Annotated in this window: 23 protein-coding genes and 1 pseudogene; 9 read left to right on the forward strand and 15 right to left on the reverse strand. The window is 60.0% G+C overall.

Annotated features, from left to right (window positions below):
• Nucleotides 1-102 precede the first annotated feature (102 nt).
• The 3 genes from betT to OC605_RS22295 all read left to right on the forward strand — a co-directional run bounded on the left by betT (nt 103) and on the right by OC605_RS22295 (nt 2947).
• A complete protein-coding gene (betT, locus tag OC605_RS22285) occupies nt 103-2064 on the forward strand; it encodes a choline transporter BetT (protein ID WP_167333564.1) in 1962 nt (653 codons plus the stop codon).
• Between the two features lie 239 nt (nt 2065-2303).
• The gene (locus OC605_RS22290; RefSeq protein WP_110644779.1) at nt 2304-2486 is read left to right on the forward strand and encodes a type II toxin-antitoxin system HicA family toxin; all 183 of its coding nucleotides are present in this window, start codon (nt 2304-2306) and stop codon (nt 2484-2486) included.
• A gap of 59 nt (nt 2487-2545) precedes the next feature.
• Nucleotides 2546-2947, forward strand: coding sequence for a type II toxin-antitoxin system HicB family antitoxin (locus tag OC605_RS22295; RefSeq protein ID WP_039756416.1), 402 nt, complete (start codon nt 2546-2548; stop codon nt 2945-2947).
• Nucleotides 2948-2985: 38 nt separating this feature from the next.
• Here the strand turns inward: OC605_RS22295 and OC605_RS22300 are convergent.
• Nucleotides 2986-3108: pseudogene (locus OC605_RS22300) on the reverse strand (LacI family transcriptional regulator); the annotation flags it as partial.
• 361 nt (nt 3109-3469) lie between these two features.
• Here OC605_RS22300 and mgrA point away from each other — a divergent pair.
• Nucleotides 3470-4507 carry an L-glyceraldehyde 3-phosphate reductase gene (gene mgrA, locus OC605_RS22305; RefSeq protein WP_016772192.1) on the forward strand — a complete coding sequence of 346 codons (1038 nt, stop codon included), beginning with the start codon at nt 3470-3472 and terminating at the stop codon, nt 4505-4507.
• A gap of 199 nt (nt 4508-4706) precedes the next feature.
• Here the strand turns inward: mgrA and tauD are convergent, their stop codons facing one another.
• The 7 genes from tauD to OC605_RS22340 form a co-directional block, all read right to left on the reverse strand.
• On the reverse strand, nt 4707-5549 hold the full coding sequence (gene tauD / locus OC605_RS22310) for a taurine dioxygenase (RefSeq protein ID WP_262139532.1): 843 nt from the start codon (nt 5547-5549) through the stop codon (nt 4707-4709).
• 144 nt (nt 5550-5693) lie between these two features.
• The gene (gene tauC / locus OC605_RS22315) at nt 5694-6527 is read right to left on the reverse strand and encodes a taurine ABC transporter permease TauC (protein WP_262139534.1); all 834 of its coding nucleotides are present in this window, start codon (nt 6525-6527) and stop codon (nt 5694-5696) included.
• Nucleotides 6524-7318 (reverse strand): taurine ABC transporter ATP-binding subunit, encoded by a 795-nt coding sequence (gene tauB, locus OC605_RS22320; RefSeq protein ID WP_262139536.1) that lies wholly within the window; start codon nt 7316-7318, stop codon nt 6524-6526. The genes tauC and tauB overlap by 4 nt, the downstream gene beginning before the upstream one ends.
• A gap of 15 nt (nt 7319-7333) precedes the next feature.
• Entirely contained in the window at nt 7334-8311 is a 978-nt protein-coding gene (tauA, locus tag OC605_RS22325) for a taurine ABC transporter substrate-binding protein (RefSeq protein ID WP_186568541.1), read from the reverse strand.
• Between the two features lie 257 nt (nt 8312-8568).
• Nucleotides 8569-10152 carry a glutamate--cysteine ligase gene (gshA, locus tag OC605_RS22330; protein ID WP_262139539.1) on the reverse strand — a complete coding sequence of 528 codons (1584 nt, stop codon included), beginning with the start codon at nt 10150-10152 and terminating at the stop codon, nt 8569-8571.
• Between the two features lie 269 nt (nt 10153-10421).
• Entirely contained in the window at nt 10422-10805 is a 384-nt protein-coding gene (locus OC605_RS22335; RefSeq protein ID WP_262139541.1) for a PaaI family thioesterase, read from the reverse strand.
• Nucleotides 10805-13129: a Tex family protein gene (locus OC605_RS22340; protein WP_056787091.1), complete on the reverse strand. Its 2325-nt coding sequence runs from the start codon at nt 13127-13129 to the stop codon at nt 10805-10807. The genes OC605_RS22335 and OC605_RS22340 overlap by 1 nt, the downstream gene beginning before the upstream one ends.
• 358 nt (nt 13130-13487) lie before the next feature.
• On the opposite strand from OC605_RS22340, the gene ompR reads away from it, so the two are divergent.
• Both ompR and OC605_RS22350 read left to right on the forward strand, forming a co-directional pair.
• On the forward strand, nt 13488-14228 hold the full coding sequence (gene ompR / locus OC605_RS22345) for a two-component system response regulator OmpR (RefSeq protein WP_016772186.1): 741 nt from the start codon (nt 13488-13490) through the stop codon (nt 14226-14228).
• Nucleotides 14229-14342: 114 nt separating this feature from the next.
• On the forward strand, nt 14343-15656 hold the full coding sequence (locus OC605_RS22350) for an ATP-binding protein (RefSeq protein WP_016770645.1): 1314 nt from the start codon (nt 14343-14345) through the stop codon (nt 15654-15656).
• A gap of 106 nt (nt 15657-15762) precedes the next feature.
• Here the strand turns inward: OC605_RS22350 and rimK are convergent, their stop codons facing one another.
• Genes rimK through OC605_RS22365 form a run of 3 tightly spaced genes read right to left on the reverse strand, consistent with a single transcriptional unit; the run spans nt 15763 to nt 17940 of the window.
• Nucleotides 15763-16668, reverse strand: coding sequence for a 30S ribosomal protein S6--L-glutamate ligase (gene rimK, locus OC605_RS22355; RefSeq protein ID WP_024011184.1), 906 nt, complete (start codon nt 16666-16668; stop codon nt 15763-15765).
• On the reverse strand, nt 16665-17126 hold the full coding sequence (locus OC605_RS22360; protein WP_172667902.1) for an ATP-dependent zinc protease: 462 nt from the start codon (nt 17124-17126) through the stop codon (nt 16665-16667). The genes rimK and OC605_RS22360 overlap by 4 nt, the downstream gene beginning before the upstream one ends.
• Before the next feature lie 34 nt (nt 17127-17160).
• Complete coding sequence (locus OC605_RS22365; protein WP_133337474.1) at nt 17161-17940, reverse strand: EAL domain-containing protein; 780 nt, start codon at nt 17938-17940, stop codon at nt 17161-17163.
• Between the two features lie 114 nt (nt 17941-18054).
• Here OC605_RS22365 and OC605_RS22370 point away from each other — a divergent pair, with 114 nt between their 5' ends.
• Nucleotides 18055-18462, forward strand: a complete 408-nt coding sequence (locus OC605_RS22370) for an RNA-binding S4 domain-containing protein (protein WP_016772182.1) — start codon at nt 18055-18057, stop codon at nt 18460-18462.
• Nucleotides 18463-18559: 97 nt separating this feature from the next.
• On the opposite strand, the gene OC605_RS22375 is transcribed toward OC605_RS22370, so the two are convergent.
• A complete protein-coding gene (locus OC605_RS22375; protein WP_262139545.1) occupies nt 18560-19360 on the reverse strand; it encodes a phosphatase PAP2 family protein in 801 nt (266 codons plus the stop codon).
• A gap of 107 nt (nt 19361-19467) precedes the next feature.
• Between OC605_RS22375 and hslO the strand changes: the two genes are divergently transcribed.
• Together hslO and OC605_RS22385 are read left to right on the forward strand one after the other, a co-directional pair.
• Nucleotides 19468-20370, forward strand: a complete 903-nt coding sequence (gene hslO / locus OC605_RS22380) for an Hsp33 family molecular chaperone HslO (RefSeq protein WP_186568547.1) — start codon at nt 19468-19470, stop codon at nt 20368-20370.
• 181 nt (nt 20371-20551) lie between these two features.
• Nucleotides 20552-22093, forward strand: a complete 1542-nt coding sequence (locus OC605_RS22385; protein ID WP_262139548.1) for a phosphoenolpyruvate carboxykinase — start codon at nt 20552-20554, stop codon at nt 22091-22093.
• A gap of 177 nt (nt 22094-22270) precedes the next feature.
• Here the strand turns inward: OC605_RS22385 and OC605_RS22390 are convergent, their stop codons facing one another.
• The 3 genes from OC605_RS22390 to OC605_RS22400 form a co-directional block, all read right to left on the reverse strand.
• Nucleotides 22271-22543, reverse strand: a complete 273-nt coding sequence (locus OC605_RS22390; protein WP_262139550.1) for a type II toxin-antitoxin system RelE/ParE family toxin — start codon at nt 22541-22543, stop codon at nt 22271-22273.
• Nucleotides 22543-22989, reverse strand: coding sequence for a hypothetical protein (locus OC605_RS22395; protein WP_122698812.1), 447 nt, complete (start codon nt 22987-22989; stop codon nt 22543-22545). The genes OC605_RS22390 and OC605_RS22395 overlap by 1 nt, the downstream gene beginning before the upstream one ends.
• Nucleotides 22990-23313: 324 nt before the next feature.
• Nucleotides 23314-24456 (reverse strand): hypothetical protein, encoded by a 1143-nt coding sequence (locus OC605_RS22400; RefSeq protein ID WP_262139552.1) that lies wholly within the window; start codon nt 24454-24456, stop codon nt 23314-23316.
• Nucleotides 24457-24503 lie beyond the last annotated feature (47 nt).

Here is a 24503-nt window from a genome sequence, read left to right on the forward strand (position 1 = left end):
AGGCTTGCCTTTGCTGAGTCCGATCATTTCAGCCACGTTTCAACCCTTCGAGGTGCACCTTTCATGAGTGCATCGTCTACCCCCGCCAGCGGTCTGGTACGCATGAATCCGCCGGTGTTCTACTTCGCCGCGACGGTCATTCTGCTGTTTGGTCTTGTCGTCATCGCCATTCCCGAACAGGCCGGCGCCTGGTTGCTGGAAGCGCAAAACTGGGCGGCCAATACGGTCGGCTGGTACTACATGCTCGCGATGACCCTGTATCTGGTCTTCGTGGTGGTCACCGCCTTATCCGGCTACGGCAAGATAAAACTCGGTGCCGACCACGACGAGCCCGAATTCAGTTACCTGTCCTGGGCCGGCATGCTGTTCGCCGCCGGGATTAGCATCACGCTGTTTTTCTTCTGCGTTTCCGAACCGCTGACGCACATGCTGCAGCCGCCGCAAGGCGACGCGGGTACGGCGGACGCGGCACGCCAGGCGATGCAGATCCTGTTCCTGCACTGGGGCCTGCATGGCTGGGGCGTGTTTGCCTTCGTCGGCATGGCGCTGGCCTATTTCGCCTATCGGCACAATCTGCCGCTGGCCCTGCGTTCGGCGTTGTATCCGCTGATCGGCAAACGCATCAACGGCCCGATCGGCTATGCGGTGGACGGCTTCGGCATCATCGCCACGGTGTTCGGTCTTGGTGCCGACATGGGCTTCGGCGTGTTGCACCTCAACTCGGGCCTGGATTATCTGTTCGGCATCGCCCATACCCAGTGGATTCAGGTCGGCCTGATTACGCTGATGATGGGCGCGGCGATCATCGTTGCGGTCTCCGGTGTCGATAAAGGCGTGCGGGTGATGTCCGACATCAACATGCTGCTGGCCTGCGGGCTGCTGCTGTTCGTGCTGTTTGCCGGGCCGACGCAGCACCTGCTCAACACCCTGATCCAGAACGTCGGCGATTACCTCGGCGCCTTGCCGATGAAGAGTTTCGACCTCTACGCCTACGACAAACCGAGTGACTGGCTGGGTGGCTGGACAGTGTTCTACTGGGCCTGGTGGATTGCATGGTCGCCGTTCGTGGGCCTGTTCATTGCGCGGATCTCCCGTGGCCGCACCATCCGTGAATTCGTCTTCGGCGTGCTGTTGATCCCGCTCGGTTTCACCCTGGCGTGGATGTCGATCTTCGGCAACAGCGCCCTGGATCAGGTGCTCAATCACGGCATGAGTGCGTTGGGCATGTCGGCCATCGACAATCCGTCGATGAGCATTTACCTGCTGCTGGAAACCTATCCGTGGAGCAAGACGGTCATTGCCGTGACGGTGTTTATCAGCTTCGTGTTCTTCGTGACCTCGGCGGACTCTGGCACCGTGGTCCTCTCGACCCTGTCGGCCAAGGGTGGCAACCCGGATGAAGACGGGCCGAAATGGCTGCGGGTGTTCTGGGGCGCAATGACCGCGCTGATTACCAGCGCGCTGCTGTTCTCCGGCAGCATCGATGCGCTGAAGTCGGCGGTGGTGCTGACCTCATTGCCGTTCTCGTTGATTCTGCTGCTGATGATGTGGGGCCTGCACAAAGCGTTCTATCTGGAATCGCAGAAGCAGATCGCGCAGCTGCATTCGCTGGCGCCGGTCTCCGGTTCACGGCGTGGTACCGGTGGCTGGCGTCAGCGCCTGAGTCAGGCCGTGCACTTCCCGTCCCGCGACGAGGTGTACCGCTTCATGGAAAGCACGGTGCGCCCGGCAATCGAGGAAGTGACCGCCGTGTTCGTCGAAAAAGGTCTGCACGTCGTCACCCAGCCAGATCCGGCGCATGACAACGTCAGCCTGGAAATCGGTCATGGCGAGCAGCATCCGTTTATCTATCAGGTGCAGATGCGCGGCTACTTCACGCCATCGTTCGCGCGCGGCGGCATGGGTTCCAAGCAACTCAACAATCGTCGCTACTACCGCGCCGAAGTGCACTTGAGCGAGGGCAGTCAGGACTACGATCTGGTCGGCTACACCAAAGAGCAGATCATCAACGACATCCTCGACCAGTACGAACGGCACATGCAGTTCCTGCATCTGGTGCGTTGATCGACGGCTGAGTGCCGGGTCTGCTCAGGACTCGGCGCTCAGCAGCATGAACAACACCATTGCCGCCACCGGCACGCCGAACACCGCGCTGCCCATTGCAATCTTGGGCCCCGCCGTTGATCCGTCCATCTGTGATGATCATGAAACAGACTATTATTTATCCAAGTGTGTATGGTGTGTATCGCTGCGCGCTTTATCCCCTAGAGTTGTAGCTGTTGCTGTAGATAAGGGCGAAGGACATGCGCAGTCGGGAAATGATCAGGATGATCGAGGACGATGGTTGGTACCTGGTCGCGGTAAAAGGCAGTCACCACCAGTACAAGCATTCGTTCAAGCAGGGAAGGGTGACAATCAAGCATCCTGATTCGGATCTGCCCAAGGGTACGATCAACAGCATTTTAAAACAGGCGGGTTTGAAATGAGGCCCGTATCCGAAGACGAAACGCCCATCATGGACTTGCCAGAGGAAGGGTTCACCTTTATGAAATTCCCGGTCGTTCTGCACAAGGATGCCGACTCGGACTACGGCGTGATCATTCCGGACGTACCGGGGTGTTATTCCGCAGGCGCCACGGTAGCCGAAGCTTTCGAAAACACGCAGGAAGCGCTGGCGCTGCACTACGAGGGGCTGGTCGCCGATGGCGCGCCACTGCCGCAAGTGCGCGACATTGATGCTCATCTTGATAACCCGGATTACGCGGGCGGTATCTGGGGCGTGGTCGACTTTGACATCACGCCTTACTTCGGCAAATCAGTGCGCTTCAATGCCACATTGCCCGAGCAGTTGCTGGAACGTATTGACCAGACCGTCCGGCGAGACCGGCGCTACCGTTCCCGGTCCGGATTTCTGGCGGCCGCTGCGCTGCGCGAATTGTCGGTATGACGCAGATTCTGCGGGAACGAGCCTGCTCGCTCCTGCAGTCAGGTGCTTTCCCGCTCGATCACTTGGCATCGCAGCAGGTTCAGCCGTTGCACTTCGTCGCTCGGCAATACCCCAAGGCTTTCCAACACCCGCGTTGCCGCCAGCACGCCAATCTCCAGCGAGGCTGAAGCGCAGAAAAAATGTGAAACGTTTCAGCAATTGGTCGAACCCGAGGTCGGCGCCGCGCCGCTTGGGCGTATGCTGGGCGTGTTGTTCAGAACTGGATATAAGGCCGGACGTTGCGGCAGAACCTGGGGCTGGTTCGGCCTGCAAATCGCTTCGCATGATTGATGGGGCTTTTGTGGCGAGGGGATTCATCCCCGTTCGGCTGCGAAGCAGTCGTAAAACCAGCGCACTCGGTACAGATGATTCACCGAGGTTTCAGGTTTTGGGACGGCTTCGCCACCCATCGGGGATAAATCCCCTCGCCACAGAGTTTGGTTTCACCCTCAATCTGCTGTTAATCAAACAAGAGAGGATTCGATGACTTACACCGCTGCCGAAAACCGCTACGACTCCATCCCTTACCGCCGCGTCGGCCGCAGCGGTCTGGTGCTGCCGGCATTGTCGCTGGGCCTGTGGCACAACTTTGGCGACAGCACGCCGATCGAAACCCAGCGTGCCTTGCTGCGCACCGCGTTCGATCTGGGCATCAACCATTTCGATCTGGCCAACAACTACGGCCCGCCATACGGCAGCGCCGAGATCAATTTCGGTCGCCTGCTGCGCGAAGACTTCAAGCAGTATCGCGACGAGCTGATCATCTCCAGCAAGGCCGGTTGGGACATGTGGCCCGGCCCGTATGGTCAGGGCGGCGGTTCGCGCAAATACGTGCTGGCCAGCCTCGACCAGAGCCTGCAACGCTTGGGTCTGGATTATGTGGACATCTTCTATTCGCACCGCTTCGACCCGGACACTCCGCTGGAAGAAACCGCCAGCGCCCTCGCCACCGCCGTGCAGCAGGGCAAGGCTTTGTACATCGGCATCTCGTCCTATTCTGGGGTGAAAACCCGAGAAATGGCCGCGCTGCTGAAAGAGTGGAAAGTGCCGCTGCTGATTCATCAGCCGGCGTACAACCTGCTCAATCGCTGGGTGGAAAAGGACCTGCTCGATACCACCGATGAACTCGGCACGGGCGTCATCGCGTTTACGCCGCTGGCGCAGGGCTTGCTCACCGACAAATACCTCAACGGCGTGCCGGCGGATGCGCGGGTCAATCGTCCGGGCGGTGGTTCGCTGCAGGCTTCGCACTTGTCCGAGGCCAACATCGCCCACGTGCGAGCGTTGAACGAGATCGCCCAGCGTCGCGGCCAGAGTCTGGCGCAACTGGCATTGGCGTGGACCCTGCGTGATCCACGAGTGACCTCGGCACTGATCGGCGCGAGCCGGCCGGAGCAGATCATCGAGAACGTCGGGGCGCTGAAGAATCTGAATTTCAGTGCTGAAGAGCTGGCGGAGATTGACCGGTTTGCCCAGGAGGGCGGGATCAATCTTTGGGAGAAGCCTTCGACGGCGGAGTGAGCCACCCTCACCCCAGCCCTCTCCCAGAGGGAGAGGGAGCCGACCGAGGTGTCTTGCGTCTTACATCGACCTGAAATACCGAGTCGATTATGGATTCAGCAAAGTACGTTCAGGTCGGCGTACTTCTACAGTATCCCCCAATCAGTCCCCTCTCCCTCCGGGAGAGGGTTAGGGTGAGGGGCTTTTGCCTTTGAAGGGCTCAGCGAAAAAACGGCACATCCCCCAAAACCGTCGCCCGCTGCATCACCCGCCGCGCCGGTCGGTAATCATCCACCGCGTAATGCTGCGTCACGCGGTTGTCCCAGAAGGCAATATCGTCTTTCTGCCAGCGCCAGCGAATGGTGAATTCCGGCCGTGTCGCGTGGGCGAACAGATACTTCAGAATCGCTTCGCTCTCGGTTTCCGACAGTTCATTGATCTTCGAAGTGAAGCCTTCATTGACGAACAGCGAGCGCCGTCCGCTCACCGGGTGCGTACGGATCACCGGGTGCGACAGCGGTGGATTCTTGCGCCGCGCTTCTTCCCACTGCGCCAGCGCTTCAGGCGTGTTGCCGTAGCGCTCGAGTGGAAACGATCGGGTGAAATCGTGGGTGGCGCTCAGACCTTCGAGCAGGGTTTTCATCGGCGCCGACAACGCTTCATATGCCGCGATGCCGCTGGCCCACAACGTGTCGCCACCGAACTCCGGCAGCAACTTGGCGCTGAGCACTGCGCCCATCGCCGGCGTCGGCAGGAAGGTCACGTCGGTATGCCAGATCGCGTTATCGCGCACGTCGGTGACTGCGGTGTCGAGGATCAGTACTTCCGGTTGTTCCGGTACGTTCGGGTAGATCGGGTGAATGTGCAGGTCGCCGAAATAATGTGCGAAACGTGCCTGCTGTGCCGGCTCGATCGGCTGGTTGCGGAAGAACAGCACCTGATACTTGAGCAGCGCCTGCTCGATGGCGTCGCGCTGTTCCAGGCTCAGCGGCTGGCTGATGTCGACGCCGTTGATCTGCGCACCGAGGGCCGAGCTTAATGGGGTGATGCTGAGGGTGCTCATGGTCGTTCTCTTTGAATTCGGAGTGTCATGCTTTTGTGGGAGCGAGCCTGCTCGCGAATGCAGAGTGTCAGGCGACAGTGCAGTGACTGATCTGACGCTTTCGCGAGCAGGCTCGCTCCCACAGGGGAATTTTCACAAGGCGATTTAGTGCGCCTGGCCGTGCCACGGCACCAGTCTGCGCTGCAATGCGCGCAGGCCCATTTCCATGGCGAAGGCGATCAGGGCGATGACCAGAATTCCCAGCACCACGACATCGGTGACCAGAAACTGCGCGGCCGACTGCACGATGAAGCCCAGGCCACTGGTGGCCGCGATCAGTTCAGCGGCGACCAGGGTCGACCAGCCGACGCCCAGACCAATGCGCACGCCGGTGAGAATGTCCGGCAGAGCGCTCGGCAAAATCACATGGCGAATCAACTGCGCGCGCGTCGCGCCCAATGACTGAGCGGCGCGCAGTTTTGCTGGATCAACCGTGCGCACACCCGTCGCGGTGGCAATTGCAATTGGCGCAAAAATCGCCAGGTAGATCAGCAGCACTTTCGACAACTCGCCGATGCCGCACCAGATCACGATCAGCGGCAGATAGGCCAGCGGCGGGATCGGGCGGTAGAACTCGATCAGCGGATCGAGCACACCGCGAGCGATGCGGTTGGCGCCGATGGCGATGCCCACCGGCACGGCGGTGAGAATCGCAAAAGCGAGACCCAGGCCGATGCGGCTCAGGCTGGCGCCGAGGTGCTGCCACAAAGTCGAATCCATGTATCCGGATGTCGCCAGCAACCAGCCCTTTTGCAGCACGGCAGAGGGTGGCGGCAGGAACAGCGGTTCGATCAGGCCGGTCGCGGTCACCGCCCACCAGATCGCCAGCAGGCCGAGCAGTGTCAGCAGGCTGATCCAGCGAGTGCTGAGGCTGCGGCGCACTGGGATGCTCACCGAAGTTGTTTTCACCGCCGCAGCGGAAACGTCGTTACTGCTCATGCGCGCTCCTGCCGTTGTCCGGCGCTGCGTTGCGAGAAGACTTTGCTCAGCACGTGCTCGCGGGTTTCGATGAAACGCGGATCGGATTTGATCGCGCGGGCCGACTCGCCAGCGGCATAACGCTGACCGAAATCCAATTGCAGGCGCTCGACGATCTGCCCTGGATTCGGCGCCAGCAGAATCAGGTCCGTGGCGAGGAACACCGCTTCTTCAATGTCGTGGGTAATCAGGAAAACCGGCTTGGCCGTGCGTTGCCAGACTTGCAGCAACAGCTCCTGCATCTGCTCGCGAGTGAATGCATCAAGCGCACCGAACGGCTCGTCCATCAGCAACACGCGCGGGTCGGCGGCGAGGGCGCGAGCGAGGCCGATGCGTTGTTTCTGGCCACCGGACAATTGCCAGATGCGTCGGTCTTCGAAACCGGCGAGATCGACCAGCGCGAGCATTTCCCGGGCGCGCTGTTCGCGTTTGTCCTTGCCGACACCGGCCAGTTCGAGGCCGAAGGCGACGTTGGCCAACACATCCTGCCAAGGCAGTAACGCGTCATCCTGAAACACCACGCCACGTTCGGCGCTCGGGCCTTTGACTGGCACGCCGTCAAGGGTGATGCGTCCTGAACTCGGTTCGACGAAACCGGCAATCAGGTTCAACAGCGAAGTCTTGCCACTGCCGGACGGGCCGAGGGCGACCAGCAATTGCTGCGGCCCCAGGGTCAGAGAAATATCCGCCAGCACCGGCTCCGTGCTGCCCGGGTACTGTGCGCTGATGCGCTCCAGCTGTAGCAAGGCCATCGCTGTATCTCCCGATCAGTTGGTGATGTATTTGGCGCTGACGTAAGGCGCGTAGTCCGGCAGCACGGCTTCGACCTTGCCTTGCTCCTTGAGGAACGCGGCAGTGTCAGTGATGGCTTTGGTGGTCGGCGCGCCGAGATCACTGACCTGATCCGCCGCCAGCGGGTAGACGTTGCCCTGCAACAGCAATGGAATGTCGCTGGCCTTGGCGCCGGAGAGTTTCACCAGTTTGTCGACGTTGCTCTGGTTGGCCAGCCAGGCCTGCGGATCCTTGCGGTAATCGGCGTAGGCGTCGAGGGTGACCTTGGCGAACGCGGTGACGATTTCCGGGTGCTTTTCGGCGAAGTCCTTGCGCACGATCCACGCATCGAAGGTCGGCGCGCCGAACTTGGCCAGCTCGCCGGAGGTGATCAGCACTGTGCCGTTTTCCTTGGCCACGCCCAGTGCCGGATCCCACACGTAAGTGGCGTCGATATCGCCGCGTTTCCACGCCGCGATGATCGCTGGCGGCGCGAGGTTGAGCACGGTGACTTTCGACGGATCGATGTTCCAGTGCTTGAGCGCGGCGAGCAGGCTGTAGTGCCCGGTGGACACGAACGGCACGGCGATTTTCTTGCCGATCAGATCCTGCGGAGTCTTGATGCCGGAGCCGTCGCGCGCGACCAGTGCTTCAGCGGCGCCGATCTGCGTGGCAATCAGGAAGGTTTCTACCGGTACCTTGCGGGTGATCGCGGCGGCCAGCGGACTCGAACCGAGGTAGCCGATCTGCACATCGCCGGACGCGATGGCGGCGATGATATCGGCGCCGTTATCGAACTTGCGCCAGCTGATATCGGCCTTGGTAGCTTTCTCGTAGGCGCCGTCGGCCTGAGCGACCTTGGCCGGGTCGACGGTAGTCTGGTAGGCGACAGTGAGGTCGGCCGCCTGGGCCAAGAAGCTTGCAGCGGCCAGTGAGGCGGCGGCGAGCAGGCGAAGCGGGAAATTCAGTTTCAATTGAGAGCTCCAAATCAGGCGACCGAATGTCGGCGTGAGTGGAGACTAAATGATCTAAGAATCGCGAAATAAATAACTTTTTCGAATGAGCTTATGAGCGGAAAAATCTAAGGCAGGAGAGGATGTGAGCCTTTGACTGATCGTTCCCACGCTCTGCGTGGTAACGCCTCAAGGGACGCTCTGCGTCCGAAGTGACGCGGAGCATCACAGGCTGCATTCCCACGCAGAGCGTGGGAACGATCAAGGCCGGGGCGGCTTTAATTGCTGATGGCGAGAATACTCGCCTGATACGCGCCAACAAACACATCGAAATCGCCGACTTCGTTCTGCTCAAGCTCGGTCTGCTGCGCCAGCGATGCGCGCGCCAGTTGTTCAAACTTCGCTTGCTCGTCGGCCGCCAACGGCTCGCTGCGGAAGAACTCGGCGTGAGTCTGGCTCTGGCGCAGGGAGAACTGCGCAAAGCTTTCCTTGTGCTCGGCCATGGCCGCCAGCACCTGCGCCGATGGGGTCAGGGACGGGTCGTTGACCTTGGCCAGTTGCGCATCCAGTGCCTTGCTGTGGGCATCGCCGCCGACGCTCTGGTCGAGCATCGCCGCCAGCGGGGCAATCTGTTCCAGCAGCTCCGCCGCCCACTGTTTCATCTCGACCGGCTGACCGTCACGCTGCAATTGCAGGCCCGGACGGCGACCTTCCTTGACCACGCTGAGGAAGTTCGAGGTGGCGTTGCCGCACGAAGTGTTGGTCAGCAGCGGGCTGTCGTTCAGCGCGCAGTACAGCAGGAACGCGTCGATGAAGCGCGATTCGGTGAGGTCGATGCCCATCGGCAGGAACGGGTTGATGTCCAGGCAGCGCACTTCGACGTACTGGATGCCGCGCGCCATCAGCGCCTGGATCGGCCGCTCGCCGGTGTAGGTCACGCGTTTCGGGCGGATGTTGGAGTAGTACTCGTTTTCGATCTGCAGGATGTTGGTATTGAGCTGCACCCACTCGCCATCCTTGTGCGTGCCGACTTCCACGTACGGCGCGTAGGGCGTGGCCACCGCTTCGCGCAGGCTGTCGGTGTAGCTTGCCAGATCGTTGTAGCACGGTGTCAGGCCGGCCTGGGCGTTGCTCTGATAACTGAGATCGCTCATGCGCAGGCTGGTGGCGTACGGCAGATACAGCGTGTCCGGATCAAGCTGTTCGAGCTGATGCGAACGCCCGCGCAGGAAGCCGGCGTCCAGCGCCGGCGAGGCACCGAACAGGTACATCAGCAGCCAGCTGTAGCGACGGAAGTTGCGAATCAGCGCAATGTAGGACACCGACTGGAAATCGCGATCGGTGCCGACGAAACCTTCGGCCTCGCGCAGCAATGGCCAGAGTTGTTCCGGCAGGGAAAAGTTGTAGTGAATCCCGGCGATGCACTGCATGGTCTTGCCGTAACGCAGGGCCAGGCCCTTGCGATAGACGTACTTGAGCTGACCGATGTTGGAGGTGCCGTAATAGGCAATCGGGATGTCTTCCTCGGCCGGCAACGGGCACGGCATCGATGGACTCCACAGGTACTCGTTGCCGAGTTTGCTGTAGGCAAAACGATGAATCTTGTCCAGGCTCGCCAGCGTGTCGGCAGGATCCGGCAGGGCAGGCGTGATGAATTCCAGCAGCGACTCGGAGTAGTCGGTGGTGATCTGTTCGTTGGTCAGCGCGGAACCCAGGGCTTCGGGGTGCGGCGTTTGCGCCAGGCGACCTTCACTGGTCACGCGCAGGCATTCACGTTCGATACCGTGCAGGCACTGCTTGAGCAGAGAGAGGTTAGCGCGCTCGCCGAGCAGAGCCAGGCGGCGGTTGAGAAGTTCGCTCAATTTGGATTCCTTCACGCGTCAGTCGCCCCAATATGGGGGTGGGCAGGACGGTCTACAAGGGTGAAGTTGAAACTGGCGTTATCGCCTGGTTTGTAGCGGCAGGCCATTTGCCGGTCAGTCAAGAACTGCACAATCCCTGTGGGAGCGAGCCTGCTCGCGAAGAGGGTTTTGCAGTCAATGTCATCGTCGACTGACACACCGTCTTCGCGAGCAGGCTCGCTCCCACAGGATTCATTGCGCCGAAATTAACTCAAAATGATGAGCAACATCTACAGGACAGCGAAGGTGCCCTGCGCTTTTGCGACCAGTTTGTCGCCCTGCATCACTTCGGCTTCGACCACCAGCGTGCGCCGGCCCGGGTGGATCACCCGCGCCTTGCACAGCACCTCGCCCTCGGAAACGGCGCGGATGTAGTTGATCTTGCATTCGATGGTCGCGCTCTGCTGATCGAAGCCATGGCTGCTGGAGCAGGCCAGGCCCATGGCAATGTCGACCAGACTGAACAGCGCGCCGCCGTGCAGTTTGCCGCCACGGTTGCGCAGTTCGGGCTCAAGCGCCAGGGCGACTTGCGCCACCCCGGTTTCGAGACTGTGCAGGCGACAGCCCAACAGCTTGAAAAACGCGCTCTCGACGAGCCCGGCCGGCATGTCCATCAGCGTTTCTTCAACTGCTTGGCGTTGGCGAACAGCGAGGCCATCGCATTGTTCACCGGCGCGGCGGTGGCGGTTTCCTTGCGCGGCGCGTTGCCCGAAGACTGGCGCGGTGCCGAGCCCGGGCGCGAGCCACGGGCGCCATCGATTTTCTCGCCCGGGGTGTCGCTCATGCGCATCGACAGGCCGACGCGTTTGCGCGGGATATCGACTTCCATGACCTTCACTTTCACCACGTCACCGGCCTTGACCGCTTCGCGCGGGTCCTTGATGAACTTCTCCGACAGCGCCGAGATGTGCACCAGACCATCCTGATGCACGCCGATGTCGACGAATGCACCAAACGCCGTCACGTTGGTCACCACGCCTTCGAGGATCATCCCCAGTTGCAGATCCTTGAGGTCTTCGACGCCTTCCTGGAACTCGGCGGTCTTGAACTCCGGACGTGGGTCGCGACCGGGTTTTTCCAGTTCTTGCAGGATGTCGGTGACGGTCGGCAGACCGAAGGTTTCGTCGGTGAATTTCTTCGGATCCAGACGCTTGAGGAACGCGGCATCGCCGATCAGCGAACGGATGTCGCGGTCGGTTTCAGCGGCAATGCGCTGCACCAGCGGATAGGCTTCCGGGTGAACCGCCGACGAATCCAGCGGATTGTCGCCGTTCATCACGCGCAAGAAACCGGCGGCCTGTTCGAAGGTTTTCTCGCCCAGACGCGCAACTTTCTTCAACGCCGCACGAGTCTTGAACGCACCGTGTTCGTCACGGTGAGCAACGATGTTCTGCGCCAGCGTTGCGTTGAGGCCGGAGATTCGCGCCAGCAAGGCCACGGAGGCAGTGTTCACATCCACGCCCACGGCGTTCACGCAGTCCTCGACAACGGCGTCCAGACCGCGCGCCAGTTTCAGCTGCGAGACGTCGTGCTGGTACTGGCCGACACCGATGGATTTCGGATCGATCTTCACCAGTTCGGCCAGCGGATCCTGCAGACGACGAGCGATCGACACGGCGCCACGGATCGACACGTCGAGATCCGGGAATTCCTTGGCCGCCAGTTCCGAGGCCGAGTACACCGAGGCGCCGGCTTCGGACACCATGACCTTGGTCATTTTCATCGCTGGATATTTTTTGATCAGTTCGATCGCCAGCTTGTCGGTCTCACGGCTGGCAGTACCGTTGCCGATGGCGATCAGGTCCACCGAGTGCTTGGCGCACAGGGCGGCCAAGATGGCGATGGTCTGATCCCATTTGTTGTGCGGCACGTGCGGGTAAACCGTGGCGTGGTCGAGCAGCTTGCCGGTGGAGTCGACCACGGCAACCTTGCAGCCGGTACGCAGGCCCGGGTCGAGGCCCAGGGTCGCGCGCGGGCCGGCCGGAGCGGCCAACAGCAGGTCGTGCAGGTTGTGCGCGAACACGTTGATCGCTTCGGTTTCAGCACCGTCGCGCAACTCGCCGAGCAGGTCGGTTTCCAAGTGGGTGTAGAGCTTGACCTTCCAGGTCCAGCGCACCACTTCACCGAGCCATTTGTCCGCCGGGCGGTTCTGGTTCTGGATGCCGAACTGCTGAGCGATCATGCCTTCGCACGGGTGCATCGTGCCGGGCAGCTCATCGCCGACTTTCAGCGCGGAGCTGAGAATGCCTTCGTTGCGCCCACGGAAAATCGCCAGGGCGCGGTGCGACGGCATGCTTTTCAGCGGCTCGTCGTGTTCAAAGTAATCACGGAACTTGGCGCCTTCCTCTTCCTTGCCGGCGATGACGCGGGCACTGAGGATCGCTTCCTGTTTGAGGAAATTGCGCAGCTTTTCCAGCAGGCTGGCGTCTTCGGCGAAGCGCTCCATGAGAATGTATTTGGCGCCTTCCAGCGCAGCCTTGACGTCGGCCACGCCTTTTTCGGCGTCGACGAAGCGCGCGGCTTCGGTTTCCGGCGACAGGTTCGGGTCGTTGAACAAGCCGTCGGCCAGTTCGCCGAGGCCGGCTTCGAGGGCGATCTGGCCCTTGGTGCGGCGCTTCTGCTTGTACGGCAGGTACAAGTCTTCGAGACGGGTTTTGGTGTCGGCGAGCTTGATGTCGCGCTCAAGGGCAGGGGTGAGTTTGCCTTGCTCCTCGATGCTGGCGAGGATGCTGATGCGCCGTTCGTCGAGTTCTCGCAGGTAGCGCAGGCGCTCTTCCAGATGACGCAACTGGGTGTCATCGAGGCTGCCGGTGACTTCTTTCCGGTAACGGGCAATGAAGGGAACGGTAGAACCTTCATCGAGTAGCGCGACGGCCGCTTCGACCTGTTGTGGGCGTACGCCGAGTTCCTCGGCGATGCGGCTGTTGATGCTGTCCATAAAACCACCTGACATAGTATGAAAGCAGGCTCGCAGGCACGCAGATAATGGCCTGGAGGCTGATTGAGCGGCTGGAAAATTGCCGCTGCCTGGATCAAGAAGCTGCCCATTGACCCGTGAAATCGAACAGTTACTGCACAGGGCCGGAAAAAATACCGGCCACTTACGGTAACGATTCAGACGTTGCCTGGCGCAAAACGCCGCGCATTATAACCAGCGTTCTGTCATTCGGGGGCGTTGCAGGCTGTAGGCATAAACCCCGGTTTTCTGGCAGTGAAGGAAAAATCTGCTAACAATGCACACGGTGCGTATAACGACAGCTACGCCATAATGCGCGCCGAGCTAAAAGGAGCATCCAATGAGCAGCACTGCACAAACGGCTGAAGGCGAAAAAATTCTTATCGTTGATGACGATCCGGGGCTGAGCAGCCTGCTGGAGCGTTTCTTCGTCAGCAAGGGCTACCGTGCCCGTACCGTTCCGAACACCGAGCAGATGGACCGTCTGCTGGCGCGTGAAGTGTTCAATCTGGTCGTCCTCGACCTGATGCTGCCGGGCGAAGACGGCCTGACTGCGTGCCGCCGCCTGCGCAGCGCGAACAACCAGATTCCGATCATCATGCTCACCGCCAAGGGCGATGAGCTGAGCCGTATCAAGGGCCTTGAACTGGGCGCCGACGATTACCTGGCCAAGCCGTTCAACCCCGACGAGCTGATGGCTCGGGTCAAAGCGGTCTTGCGCCGTCAGGCCGCACCGGTACCGGGCGCGCCGGGCAGCGAAGACGAAAACGTCACCTTCGGTGATTACGTATTGTCGCTGGCCACCCGCGAGCTCAAGCGTGGCGATGAAGTGCACATGCTCACCACCGGTGAGTTCGCTGTACTCAAGGCGCTGGTAATGAACGCGCGTCAGCCGCTGACCCGCGACAAGCTGATGAACCTCGCCCGTGGCCGTGAATGGGATGCGCTGGAGCGTTCCATCGACGTGCAGATCTCGCGTCTGCGCCGGATGATCGAACCCGATCCGTCGAAACCGCGTTACATCCAGACTGTCTGGGGCGTGGGTTACGTGTTCGTACCGGATGGCACCGCCACCAAGTGATCGGTGATTTGTAGGAGCGGGTCTGCAAGGCTCTGGTCGCACGGCCATTGCCACAGACTCGCAATCCGCAATATGCGAGCATTGCTCGCTCCTGCAAGTGTGTAGCGGTTAAAGATGAAAACCCCCGTCTGGTTCCCCCAAAGTTTTTTCTCCCGCACCCTCTGGCTGGTGCTGATCGTCGTGCTGTTTTCCAAGGCACTGACCCTGGTTTATCTGTTGATGAACGAGGACGTGCTGGTGGATCGCCAATACAGCCATGGTGTCGCTCTGACGTTGCGCGCCTATTGGGCCGCCGATGAAGAAAACCGCGCAAAAATTGCCGATGCCGCAACCCTGATCCGCGTGGTCGGCGCCGGTGTGCCGGAAGGCGAGCAGCACTGGCCGTACAGCGAAATCTATCAGCGTCAGATGCAGGCGGAACTGGGTGCCGACACCGAGGTGCGTTTGCGCATGCACTCGCCACCGGCGCTGTGGGTGAGGGCACCGAGCCTGGGCGATGGCTGGCTGAAAGTGCCGTTGTATCCGCATCCGCTGCGCGGTCAGAAAATCTGGAACGTGCTCGGCTGGTTCCTCGCCATCGGCCTGCTATCGACGGCGTCGGCATGGATTTTCGTCAGCCAGCTCAACCAGCCGTTGAAGCGCCTGGTGTATGCCGCGCGGCAACTCGGCCAGGGCCGCAGCGTGCGCCTGCCGATCAGCGACACGCCCAGCGAAATGACCGAGGTTTACCGCGCCTTCAACCAGATGGCTGAGGACGTCGAACAGGCCGGGCGCGAGCGTGAGCTGATGCTCGCCGGGGTGTCCCACGACTTGCGCACACCGCTGACGCGCTTGCGCCTGTCGCTGGAACTGATGGGCGATCACACCGACCTCACCGACGACATGGTTCGCGACATCGAAGATATGGATGCGATTCTCGACCAGTTCCTCGCGTTCATCCGCGATGGTCGTGATGAGTCAGTGGAGGAGGTGGACCTCAGCGATCTGGTGCGTGAAGTCGCCGCGCCGTACAACCAGAACGAAGAGAAAGTGCGCCTGCGCCTGGAACCGATCCAGCCGTTTCCGCTGCGTCGAGTGTCGATGAAACGCCTGCTCAACAACCTGATCGGCAACGCCTTGAACCATGCCGGCACCGGTGTTGAGGTCGCGGCTTATGTGTCCGGAGATACCAGCGCGCCGTATGTGGTTCTGAGCGTGATGGACCGTGGCGCGGGGATTGATCCGTCCGAGCTTGAAGCGATCTTCAACCCGTTTACCCGAGGTGATCGGGCTCGCGGTGGCAAAGGCACCGGGCTGGGGCTGGCGATCGTGAAAAGGATTGCGGCGATGCATGGCGGCAACGTCGAATTGCGCAACCGGTCCGGGGGTGGACTGGAGGCGCGGGTGAGATTGCCGCTGGGGTTGATGTTGCCCCGAGATGCGGTTTAGAAGCAGCTGCAAGCTGCAAGCTGCAAGCTACAAGCTACAAGCTGCAAGCTGCAAGCAAGAGCGCTTTTCACTTGCCGCTTGAGGCTTGCCGCTAGCAGCTGCTTCTCTAGCCCTTGCCCTTGGTGCGGGTCATATTCGGCCCGCCATTCTTTTCCAGATGCTCGATGATGATTCCGGCGACATTCTTGCCAGTGGTGGTTTCGATGCCTTCCAGTCCCGGTGACGAATTCACTTCCATCACCAGCGGCCCGTGATTGGAACGCAGGATATCCACACCCGCCACTGCCAGGCCCATGACCTTGGCCGCGCGCAATGCGGTCATGCGTTCTTCCGGGGTGATCTTGATCAGGCTGGCGCTGCCGCCGCGATGCAGGTTGGAACGAAATTCGCCCGGTTTGGCCTGGCGCTTCATTGCGGCGATCACCTTGTCGCCGACCACGAAGCAGCGGATATCCGCGCCGCCGGCTTCCTTGATGTATTCCTGAACCATGATGTTCTGCTTCAGGCCCATGAACGCTTCGATCACCGACTCTGCCGCCGTCGCGGTTTCGCACAGCACCACGCCGATGCCCTGAGTGCCTTCGAGCACCTTGATCACCAGCGGTGCGCCGTTGACCATGGCGATCAGATCGGGGATGTCGTCCGGCGAGTGGGCAAAGCCGGTGACCGGCAAACCGATGCCGCGCCGCGACAGCAGCTGCAGCGAACGCAATTTGTCCCTTGAGCGGGCAATGGCCACCGACTCGTTGAGCGGGAACACGCCCATCATTTCGAACTGACGCAACACCGCGCAGCCGTAGAACGTCACCGACGCGCCGATCCGTGGGATCACCGCGTCGAAACCTTCCAGCGGTTTGCCGCGGTAATGGATCTGCGGCTTGTGGCTGGCAATGTTCATGTAGGCGCGCAAGGTGTCGATCACCACCATTTCATGCCCGCGCTCGATTCCGGCTTCGACCAGACGGCGGGTGGAATACAGACGCGGATTACGCGACAGCACAGCGATCTTCATGCAACACCTGTGGAGGAGGTAGATACCGGGAACACCGGCTTGTCTTGTACATACTTGATGCCCGGATTGACCACCAACTGGCCATCGATCAGGGCTTTGGAACCGAGCAACAGGCGATAGCGCATGGACTTGCGGCAGGCCAGGGTGAACTCCACCGGCCAGACCCGATCACCCAGGGCCAGCGTGGTGCTGATCACGTAGCGCACCTGTGCGTGGCCATTGGAGCTCTTGATGGTTTTGCGCGTGACCAGCGGCGCTTCGCAGCGCCGGTGACGCAACTGCACCACCGTGCCGAGATGCGCAGTGAAGCGCACCCATTTCTCGCCGTCGCGTTCGAACGGTTCGATATCGGTGGCGTGCAGGCTGGAGGTGCTGGCGCCAGTGTCGATTTTTGCGCGCAGGCCGGCGACTCCCAAGCCCGGGAGCGCCACCCACTCGCGCAGACCGACAACGGTCAAATGATCAAATGTCTTCAAAGAAAAAAACCAAGGGTTAACGCTTCCAGGCCTCATCCGGCACCTGGGCCAGCGCTTTGAATGCGGGTCTGGCGAACCAGTAGCCCTGCATCAGAAATATTCCACAGTCCGCGAGGAAATCCCGTTCCCCGGCGCTTTCTATGCCTTCGGCAATGACTGTAACGTCCAACTCCGCACACATTGTGACAATCCCCCGCACGATCACCTGACGGACACGGTCCTGGTCAACATCGCGGATCAGCGCCATGTCGAGTTTGATCAGGTCCGGTTGGAAATCAGCCAGCAGATTGAGCCCCGAATAACCGGCACCGAAATCGTCGATGGCGGTCTTGAAGCCGAATTCGCGGTATTCACGCAGAATATTGGTCAAATGGCGATAATTATCTACGTGCTCGATTTCCAGGGTTTCGAAAATCAGCCGGTCGATCGGAAAGTTGTGTTTGCGTGCGGCCTCCAGCGTGCTGCGAATGCATAGCTCTGGACGGTAGACGGCGTTGGGCAAAAAGTTGATCGACAAGTGTGTCTGCATATTAAGGCTCGCCGCGCCTTCGATAGCGCGGGTCCGGCAGAGCTGGTCGAAACGGTAGCGGTTGTCTTCTGTAACCTGATTTAACACCGACAGTGCACCTTCCCCGGCCACGCCTCGCACCAGCGCCTCGTGGGCGAATACCGATTGGTCGCGCAGGTCGACGATTGGCTGGTAGGCGAAGGCAAAATCGAAGTCCAGCGGCTCGCTTTGCTGGCAGCCCTGGCAACCGCCCTTGGGTGAGGTCAACGAAGATGGAAATTTAGTCACGGTCACTCCAGGCCGGTCAGGCGGCGAAGATCACAGTCTATCTGGAGGGCCGAGTTCTTGCGCCCGACAGAAACGGTAGTACAGTTCCGACTACTGGCTGAGCGAGGAATTCATATGGGACAGAAGCAGGAGGAGGACGACAAGGTCCGTCTCGATAAATGGCTATGGGCAGCGCGTTTCTACAAGACCCGTGCATTGGCCAAAGCCGCCATTGAAAGTGGCAAGGTGCATTGCCGTGGCGAGCGCTGCAAACCGGGCAAGGAGCCGCGCATCGGTGATGAGTTCGAGATTCGTACCGGCTTCGAAGTGCGCACGGTGAGGGTCGAGGCATTGTCGATCGTGCGTCGTGGCGCACCCGAGGCGCAGACCTTGTATGCCGAGACCGAGGCGAGTGTCGCCAAGCGTGAAGCGGCTGCGGCAATGCGCAAGGCGGGGTCGTTGGGCGTGAGCACCGATGGCAAGCCGAGCAAGAAACAGCGGCGTGATCTGTTCAAGTTTCGCGGTAGCAGCAACGAAGATTGAAACGTTGTGCCGGCCTCTTCGCGAGCAGGCTCGCTGCCACATTCGATCGAGTCGTCTGTGGCAGCGAGCCTGCTCGGGAATCGAGAACGACGCGGTATCAGACGCTACGCACCACACTCATCCGCGACACCATCGGCAGCTTGCCCAGCAACGCGAAAAGCGGCGCGGTCAGCTTCAACCAGAAGTTCGCCGCGTGCCAGGCGAACGGCGTGTAGTAACCCCAGCCCAACGCCCACACCGCCAGCAGCACGCCGCCGATGTAATCGTCCTGTCCCCAATGCGCACCGGCCACCAGACGCGGCAGCATGAACAACACGGCCAGACCCCATACTGTTAGAAATTGTCCGACGGTGCGGCTGAACACGCCCATGAACAACGCCCAGATCAACAACACTGAGGCATGATCACCAGGGAAACTCTGGCCGGAACGGTCCTTCAGCTCCCAGGTTTTTTCCAGGTGCGGAAAGTAATCGCTGATGTGCACGGCGCCCTCAAGCACCATTGACGGGCTGCTGTGCTGCCAGCCCATGTGATCGGCGAATTTGGAAAACAGCGCGCGGATCACCACCATCAGCAGCAGGATCGAGAAAAAACCGAAGAACGCGCGACGCACGTCGATCGCCCTGAAGACCCAGTCGCCCTTGATCAGCAGCGTCAGCAGAATCAGTCCGACGACGATATCGAACGGGCGCAGACTTGCAATTGCCCAAATGTGGAGCCATATCGGGTTGCTGGCCAGCGGTGCATTCAGCGAGCGGAACAGCCACTCGTCGAAAATCACACACAGCATCTGGCCGGTAGGCCATAACCAGAAAGCCAGCAGCGCCAACGGCACTACGTTACACAGAACCAGCCGGCCGAGGTTCCACCTTGATTGGAACAAACCCGGATTGTTCATAAAATGCCTCCCATGGCGAAAAAGCGCCGGCACCAAAAAAAGTGCCAGCAAGCGCAAATTTTCACGTTTTGTAATCATTTTGTCATCACATTCAGATACCTAGACCTATGACCGACCTAGCGGATACCGATTTCACTCAACGCTTCATCTTCGATGACAGCGACACTCGCGGCGAACTGGTAGCGCTGGAGCGCAGCTACGCCGAAGTCCTCGCCAAACACCCGTACCCGGAACCTGTCGCGCAGTTGCTCGGCGAACTGATGGCGGCCGCGTCGTTGCTGGTCGGCACGCTCAAGTTCGATGGCTTGCTGATTTTGCAGGCACGCTCGGAAGGGCCGATTCCGCTGCTGATGATCGAGTGCTCCAGCGAGCGAGAGATCCGTGGCCTGGCGCGCTATGACGCCGAGCAGATCGCGGCCGACGCTACGCTCAGCGATCTGATGCCGAACGGCGTTCTCGCCCTGACCGTCGACCCGACTGTCGGCCAGCGCTATCAGGGCATTGTCGATCTCGACGGCGAAACCCTGTCCGATTGCTTCACCAACTATTTCGTCATGTCGCAGCAGGTCGGCACGCGCTTCAAGCTGTTCGCCGACGGTCGTCGTGCCCGCGGCATGCTGCTGCAACAACTCCCCGCCGATCGCTTGAAAGACGAAGAGGATCGCGCCGCCAGCTGGCAGCACCTCACCGCGTTGGCCAGCACTCTGAGTGCCGATGAGCTGCTGAGCCTGGACAACGAAACCGTCCTGCATCGCCTGTACCACGAAGAACAAGTGCGCCTGTTCGATGTGCAGCATTTGCGCTTCAGTTGCAGCTGCTCGCGGGAACGCTCCGGCAATGCGCTGGTCAGTCTTGGGCTGGAAGATGCGCTGGCGCTGGCAGCCGAGCAGGGCGGCAAAGTCGAGATCGATTGCCAGTTCTGCAATCAGCAGTACCTGTTCGACGCGGCCGATATTGCTCAATTGTTCGCTGGCGCGGGCGTCGATACGCCGTCAGATACCCGTCACTAAAACGGTTCAGCGCAGGTAAATTCACTGCGGAATGACGGAATATCGCCGTTACGACGGGAGGACCCTACTCTTTTTGGGCTTTTCTGGCATAATCCGGCCCACTTTTTTCGCGGTAGTAGTGCACGACTTTCTACTACAAAACGTTTGGAGCACACTCGGCCACTGGCCGACGGGGAACCTCATGACGCAAGCCAATAACGCCGTGTACACCGATCTGAGTGTTGATGATCTGGTAAAAGAAGCCCTGAATCGCGGTGAAGGCGAGCTTGCCGATACCGGCGCTCTGGTTGTTCGCACCGGTCACCGCACCGGCCGCTCGCCAGTCGACCGTTTCATCGTTGAAGAGCCTTCCACTCAGGCCGCTATTGCCTGGGGCCCGATCAACCGCAAGTTCCCGGCCGACAAGTTCGATGCCCTGTGGGCTCGCGTCGAGGCCTTCAACAACGCGCAAGAGCACTTCGTTTCCCACGTGCATGTAGGCGCGGCGGAAGATCACTACCTGGCCGTGAAAATGACCACGCAGACTGCCTGGCAGAACCTGTTCGGTCGTTGCCTGTTCATCAACCCGGCCCAGTACAACCCGGCTGGCCGTGAAGAATGGCAAGTGCTCAACGTCGCCAACTTCGAGTGCGTGCCTGAGCGTGACGGCACCAACTCCGACGGTTGCGTGATCATCAACTTCGCGCAGAAGAAAGTGCTGATCGCCGGCATGCGTTACGCCGGCGAGATGAAGAAAGCCATGTTCTCGGTGCAGAACTTCCTGCTGCCGGCCGCTGACGTGCTGCCAATGCACTGCGCTGCCAACATCGGCGAAGACGGCGACGTGACCCTGTTCTTCGGTCTGTCGGGCACCGGTAAAACCACCCTGTCGGCTGACGAAAGCCGTTACCTGATCGGTGACGACGAACACGGCTGGGGCGAAGGCGTGGTGTTCAACATCGAAGGCGGTTGCTATGCCAAGTGCATCGACCTCTCCGAGAAGAACGAGCCGGTTATCTGGAAAGCCATCAAGCACGGCGCGGTGCTGGAAAACGTCGTTATCGACGACGCCAAGCACGCCGACTATGCCGATGTCAGCCTTACCCAGAACAGCCGCGCCGCCTACCCGCTGGAGCACGTTGCCAAGCGTTCCGAGAAGAACCTGGGTGGCGAGCCAAACGCGGTGATCTTCCTGACCTGCGACCTGACCGGCGTGCTGCCGCCAGTGTCGATCCTCAACGAAGAGCAAGCGGCCTACCACTTCCTGTCCGGCTACACCGCACTGGTAGGCTCGACTGAAATGGGTTCGGGCAGCGGCATCAAGTCGACCTTCTCCACCTGCTTCGGCGCACCGTTCTTCCCGCGTCCGGCTGGCGAATACGCCGAACTGCTGATCAAGCGCATCCGCGGCTTCGGCTCCAAGGTCTACCTGGTCAACACCGGCTGGACCGGCGGCGGCTACGGCGTCGGCCAACGCTTCAACATCCCGACCACCCGCGCGGTGATCGCAGCGATCCAGAGCTGCGCACTGATCGGTGCCGCCACCGAGCACCTCGACACCATCAACCTCGACGTGCCACTGGCCGTTCCGGGCGTCGACACCAACCTGCTCAACCCACGCAACACCTGGGCTGACAAGGCGGCGTACGACGAGGCAGCCAAAGCATTGGCCGGTCTGTTCATCGAGAATTTCAAGAAGTTCGAAGTGAGCGACGCGATCAAGGCGGCTGGGCCGAAGTTGTAAGTAGCGGTTTGCAGTGAATAAAAAACCGCCCTTTGGGGCGGTTTTTTCATGGGCGAATATTTGGGTAAGCTCATCTCAACGGCGGTTCGTCACTTGCCGTGTAGCAGTATGCATTCATTTTTGGCGTGATACGGCCAGAGTAATGCCACTCAACAGTACTGCAATATGATCCTCTAATTAAGGCCACTGCCGCCGTGCATGCATGACACGCAGCACTTCCATCCGGTCTTTTTTGATTGCGTAGACGATGACGTAGTTGGCGGCCGCAACGATTTCACGTGTTCCAAGGACCCTGCCCTTTCGGTACAAGGTTGGGCGCTGTCTTGCTATTTCCCCTTTTGATTCGAACATTTCATCGAGATCCGCAGCAGCGTCTGGGTTGTCCTGACCGATTCGATCAATTATCCGGTCACGGTCAGCAAGCGCTTCCGGGCGCCAGACCAACTTCATCAGCGCCCTCGTTGACGCAGGGCATCACGCTTGGCGGCGAATATTCGGCGAGCATCTTCATCGCTGATACTTGGCCTTGGATCATCGATGCTGATCTGCACCTGTCGCTTGAACCATTCCTCATAAGCGGCCGCTTCATGGGCTTGTTTCAACGCTTCAGAGCGATCGGGCCGGGCGTAGGTTTTCAGTTGCAACGGGTCATAACCGGAGGCATCCACGTTGAACTGGCTGATGCCCAAGCCCTGCAGATAGGTCACCAGCGTTTCCAGCCTCTTGAACAGGCGCGCCTGACCACTGCGTTGTGCTGTCAGTGCGCATTTGCGGCTGCCTTGCCGAATCTCGACCGACCAGCCTCCTGGTTTCGCGACGATGATTGTGCCGCTCACAGAACCGTTTTCGACCAAGCGAAGGAGGGTGCTGTGATCGATGATTTCGGTGCTGGCCATAAATGCGAGCCCTTCGTTGAGTGATGGCTCCCATCGTACGCAATCAATAGTAGTTTGCAAATTTTGACTCCTGGTGCTGGACACGGCGTGTGCAGCGATGATGTTTCGTTTGTTACTGGGCCGGGGCATCTGACTTGCAGCAGGTCGCAGCCGTCCTGTGTCAGCAGGTACAGGGCGTGGGTGATGTGGGTGTCGCTGACCAAAGCAGCGACACCATGACTATAGGTTCGCACCACCCGCTCGCGATAGCCGACAAGGCATCGGGTGAAGTAGGAACGGGACGAACAATGTGTCAGACAGTCACTACTGTCGCTTCAACGCCTTTCAACGCAGATGCTGGTAGCCGGAAATATCCAGCAGGCTCGTGGTCAGTCCGGTTGCCGGGCGGTAGATCGTGCCTTTGACCGCGGAAAACGGCACGCCTTTGCTGCCCAGCGAGACATAGCGCTCGCCTTTGTCCAGTTCGGTGAAATAGGTGTAGGACTGGCTGTGCATCTTCTTGTAGCGGGCTTCGTCGCTAACGATGGCGCCGGTGAGGCGGCGCAGGTCGGTATCGGTCAGGTTGAGAGTTTTGCTCAGTGGCACGCCCCAGCGCTTGAGGCAGGTTTCCGCCAGATGGCGAACGATGCGGCCGGGTTCGATCAGCGCGTTGAGGTCGCTGCTGCTGCTCGGCTCGCCGCCGAGTGCCGTGGCGTTGCCGGCGAGGGTGGCGTGGCGACCGGCCATTGGATAGATCGAGGTTTTTGTGCCGGTTGCGGTTTGCGGAATCACGCAGCTGAAGCCCTTCGAACGCTCATCGCGGGCATAGAAGGCGATGTATTCCTTGACGTTGGATTCGAGTTTCACGCGGTTTTCCTGGAAGTTGCCGATTCCCGGAACCGGGTCAACCGCAAAGATATTCACGGGAATATGTTTGAGTGCAGCGTCCTTGAACATTGCGTTGGCGAGCATATGGCAACTGATACCGCCACGGCTCCAGCCGACCAGATTGACTCGTGTCGGAATAACGCCGTCCTTGCGGAAAGTCTTGATGATTTGTTCCTGTAATTTCTGTTGGGTAATACTACGATCGCCATAGTTGTACTTGCGCCAGAACCAGGAGCCTTCAACTTTCACATCGTCAATGGGAATGCCTGCGGCTTTCAGGCGGTTATATTCTGTCTCAGTCAGTTGTTCGCGCTGCCAGTCGCATTTGCCTTTGATAATGTTCACGGCGTGTTGCACGTTTTCGTCCCAGCCTTTACCGAACAGAGTACCGGACAAGCCGTATTCAGAGGTCTTGGTGAACAGGTCATCGGCTTGCAGATTGCCGCTGCCCGGGCCGTCGACGACGATCCACTCGGCAAATTCCCGTCCGCTGTGGTGCGCAGCAAGCGTAGAAACGATTTCGCCATCCCAGAAGCTTTTATGTTTGTCATCAAACTTGTTGGAGCCGGTGCCGCAGAAAAAGATTGTTAAAGTTGTCATTTTGTTGCTCTTGCTTATAAATAAGAGCGATCAAGTTAGTTTGAAGT

This window comes from Pseudomonas sp. Marseille-Q5117, assembly GCF_946901175.1.
Taxonomy (GTDB): domain Bacteria; phylum Pseudomonadota; class Gammaproteobacteria; order Pseudomonadales; family Pseudomonadaceae; genus Aquipseudomonas; species Aquipseudomonas iranensis.

Excerpts from the sequence above, each read along its gene's own strand:
- OC605_RS22340 (WP_056787091.1), bottom strand. The coding sequence starts at position 13,129 with ATGGACAGCATCAACAGCCGCATCGCCGAGGAACTCGGCGTACGCCCA.
- tauB (WP_262139536.1), bottom strand. The coding sequence starts at position 7,318 with ATGGCCTTGCTACAGCTGGAGCGCATCAGCGCACAGTACCCGGGCAGC.
- OC605_RS22390 (WP_262139550.1), bottom strand. The coding sequence starts at position 22,543 with ATGAAGTTGGTCTGGCGCCCGGAAGCGCTTGCTGACCGTGACCGGATA.
- OC605_RS22370 (WP_016772182.1), top strand. The coding sequence starts at position 18,055 with ATGGGACAGAAGCAGGAGGAGGACGACAAGGTCCGTCTCGATAAATGG.
- OC605_RS22295 (WP_039756416.1), top strand. The coding sequence starts at position 2,546 with ATGAAATTCCCGGTCGTTCTGCACAAGGATGCCGACTCGGACTACGGC.
- OC605_RS22290 (WP_110644779.1), top strand. The coding sequence starts at position 2,304 with ATGCGCAGTCGGGAAATGATCAGGATGATCGAGGACGATGGTTGGTAC.
- rimK (WP_024011184.1), bottom strand. The coding sequence starts at position 16,668 with ATGAAGATCGCTGTGCTGTCGCGTAATCCGCGTCTGTATTCCACCCGC.
- OC605_RS22395 (WP_122698812.1), bottom strand. The coding sequence starts at position 22,989 with ATGGCCAGCACCGAAATCATCGATCACAGCACCCTCCTTCGCTTGGTC.
- hslO (WP_186568547.1), top strand. The coding sequence starts at position 19,468 with ATGACCGACCTAGCGGATACCGATTTCACTCAACGCTTCATCTTCGAT.
- tauD (WP_262139532.1), bottom strand. The coding sequence starts at position 5,549 with ATGAGCACCCTCAGCATCACCCCATTAAGCTCGGCCCTCGGTGCGCAG.
- ompR (WP_016772186.1), top strand. The coding sequence starts at position 13,488 with ATGAGCAGCACTGCACAAACGGCTGAAGGCGAAAAAATTCTTATCGTT.
- mgrA (WP_016772192.1), top strand. The coding sequence starts at position 3,470 with ATGACTTACACCGCTGCCGAAAACCGCTACGACTCCATCCCTTACCGC.
- OC605_RS22400 (WP_262139552.1), bottom strand. The coding sequence starts at position 24,456 with ATGACAACTTTAACAATCTTTTTCTGCGGCACCGGCTCCAACAAGTTT.
- betT (WP_167333564.1), top strand. The coding sequence starts at position 103 with ATGAATCCGCCGGTGTTCTACTTCGCCGCGACGGTCATTCTGCTGTTT.
- OC605_RS22335 (WP_262139541.1), bottom strand. The coding sequence starts at position 10,805 with ATGGACATGCCGGCCGGGCTCGTCGAGAGCGCGTTTTTCAAGCTGTTG.
- tauC (WP_262139534.1), bottom strand. The coding sequence starts at position 6,527 with ATGAGCAGTAACGACGTTTCCGCTGCGGCGGTGAAAACAACTTCGGTG.
- OC605_RS22375 (WP_262139545.1), bottom strand. The coding sequence starts at position 19,360 with ATGAACAATCCGGGTTTGTTCCAATCAAGGTGGAACCTCGGCCGGCTG.
- OC605_RS22350 (WP_016770645.1), top strand. The coding sequence starts at position 14,343 with ATGAAAACCCCCGTCTGGTTCCCCCAAAGTTTTTTCTCCCGCACCCTC.
- OC605_RS22385 (WP_262139548.1), top strand. The coding sequence starts at position 20,552 with ATGACGCAAGCCAATAACGCCGTGTACACCGATCTGAGTGTTGATGAT.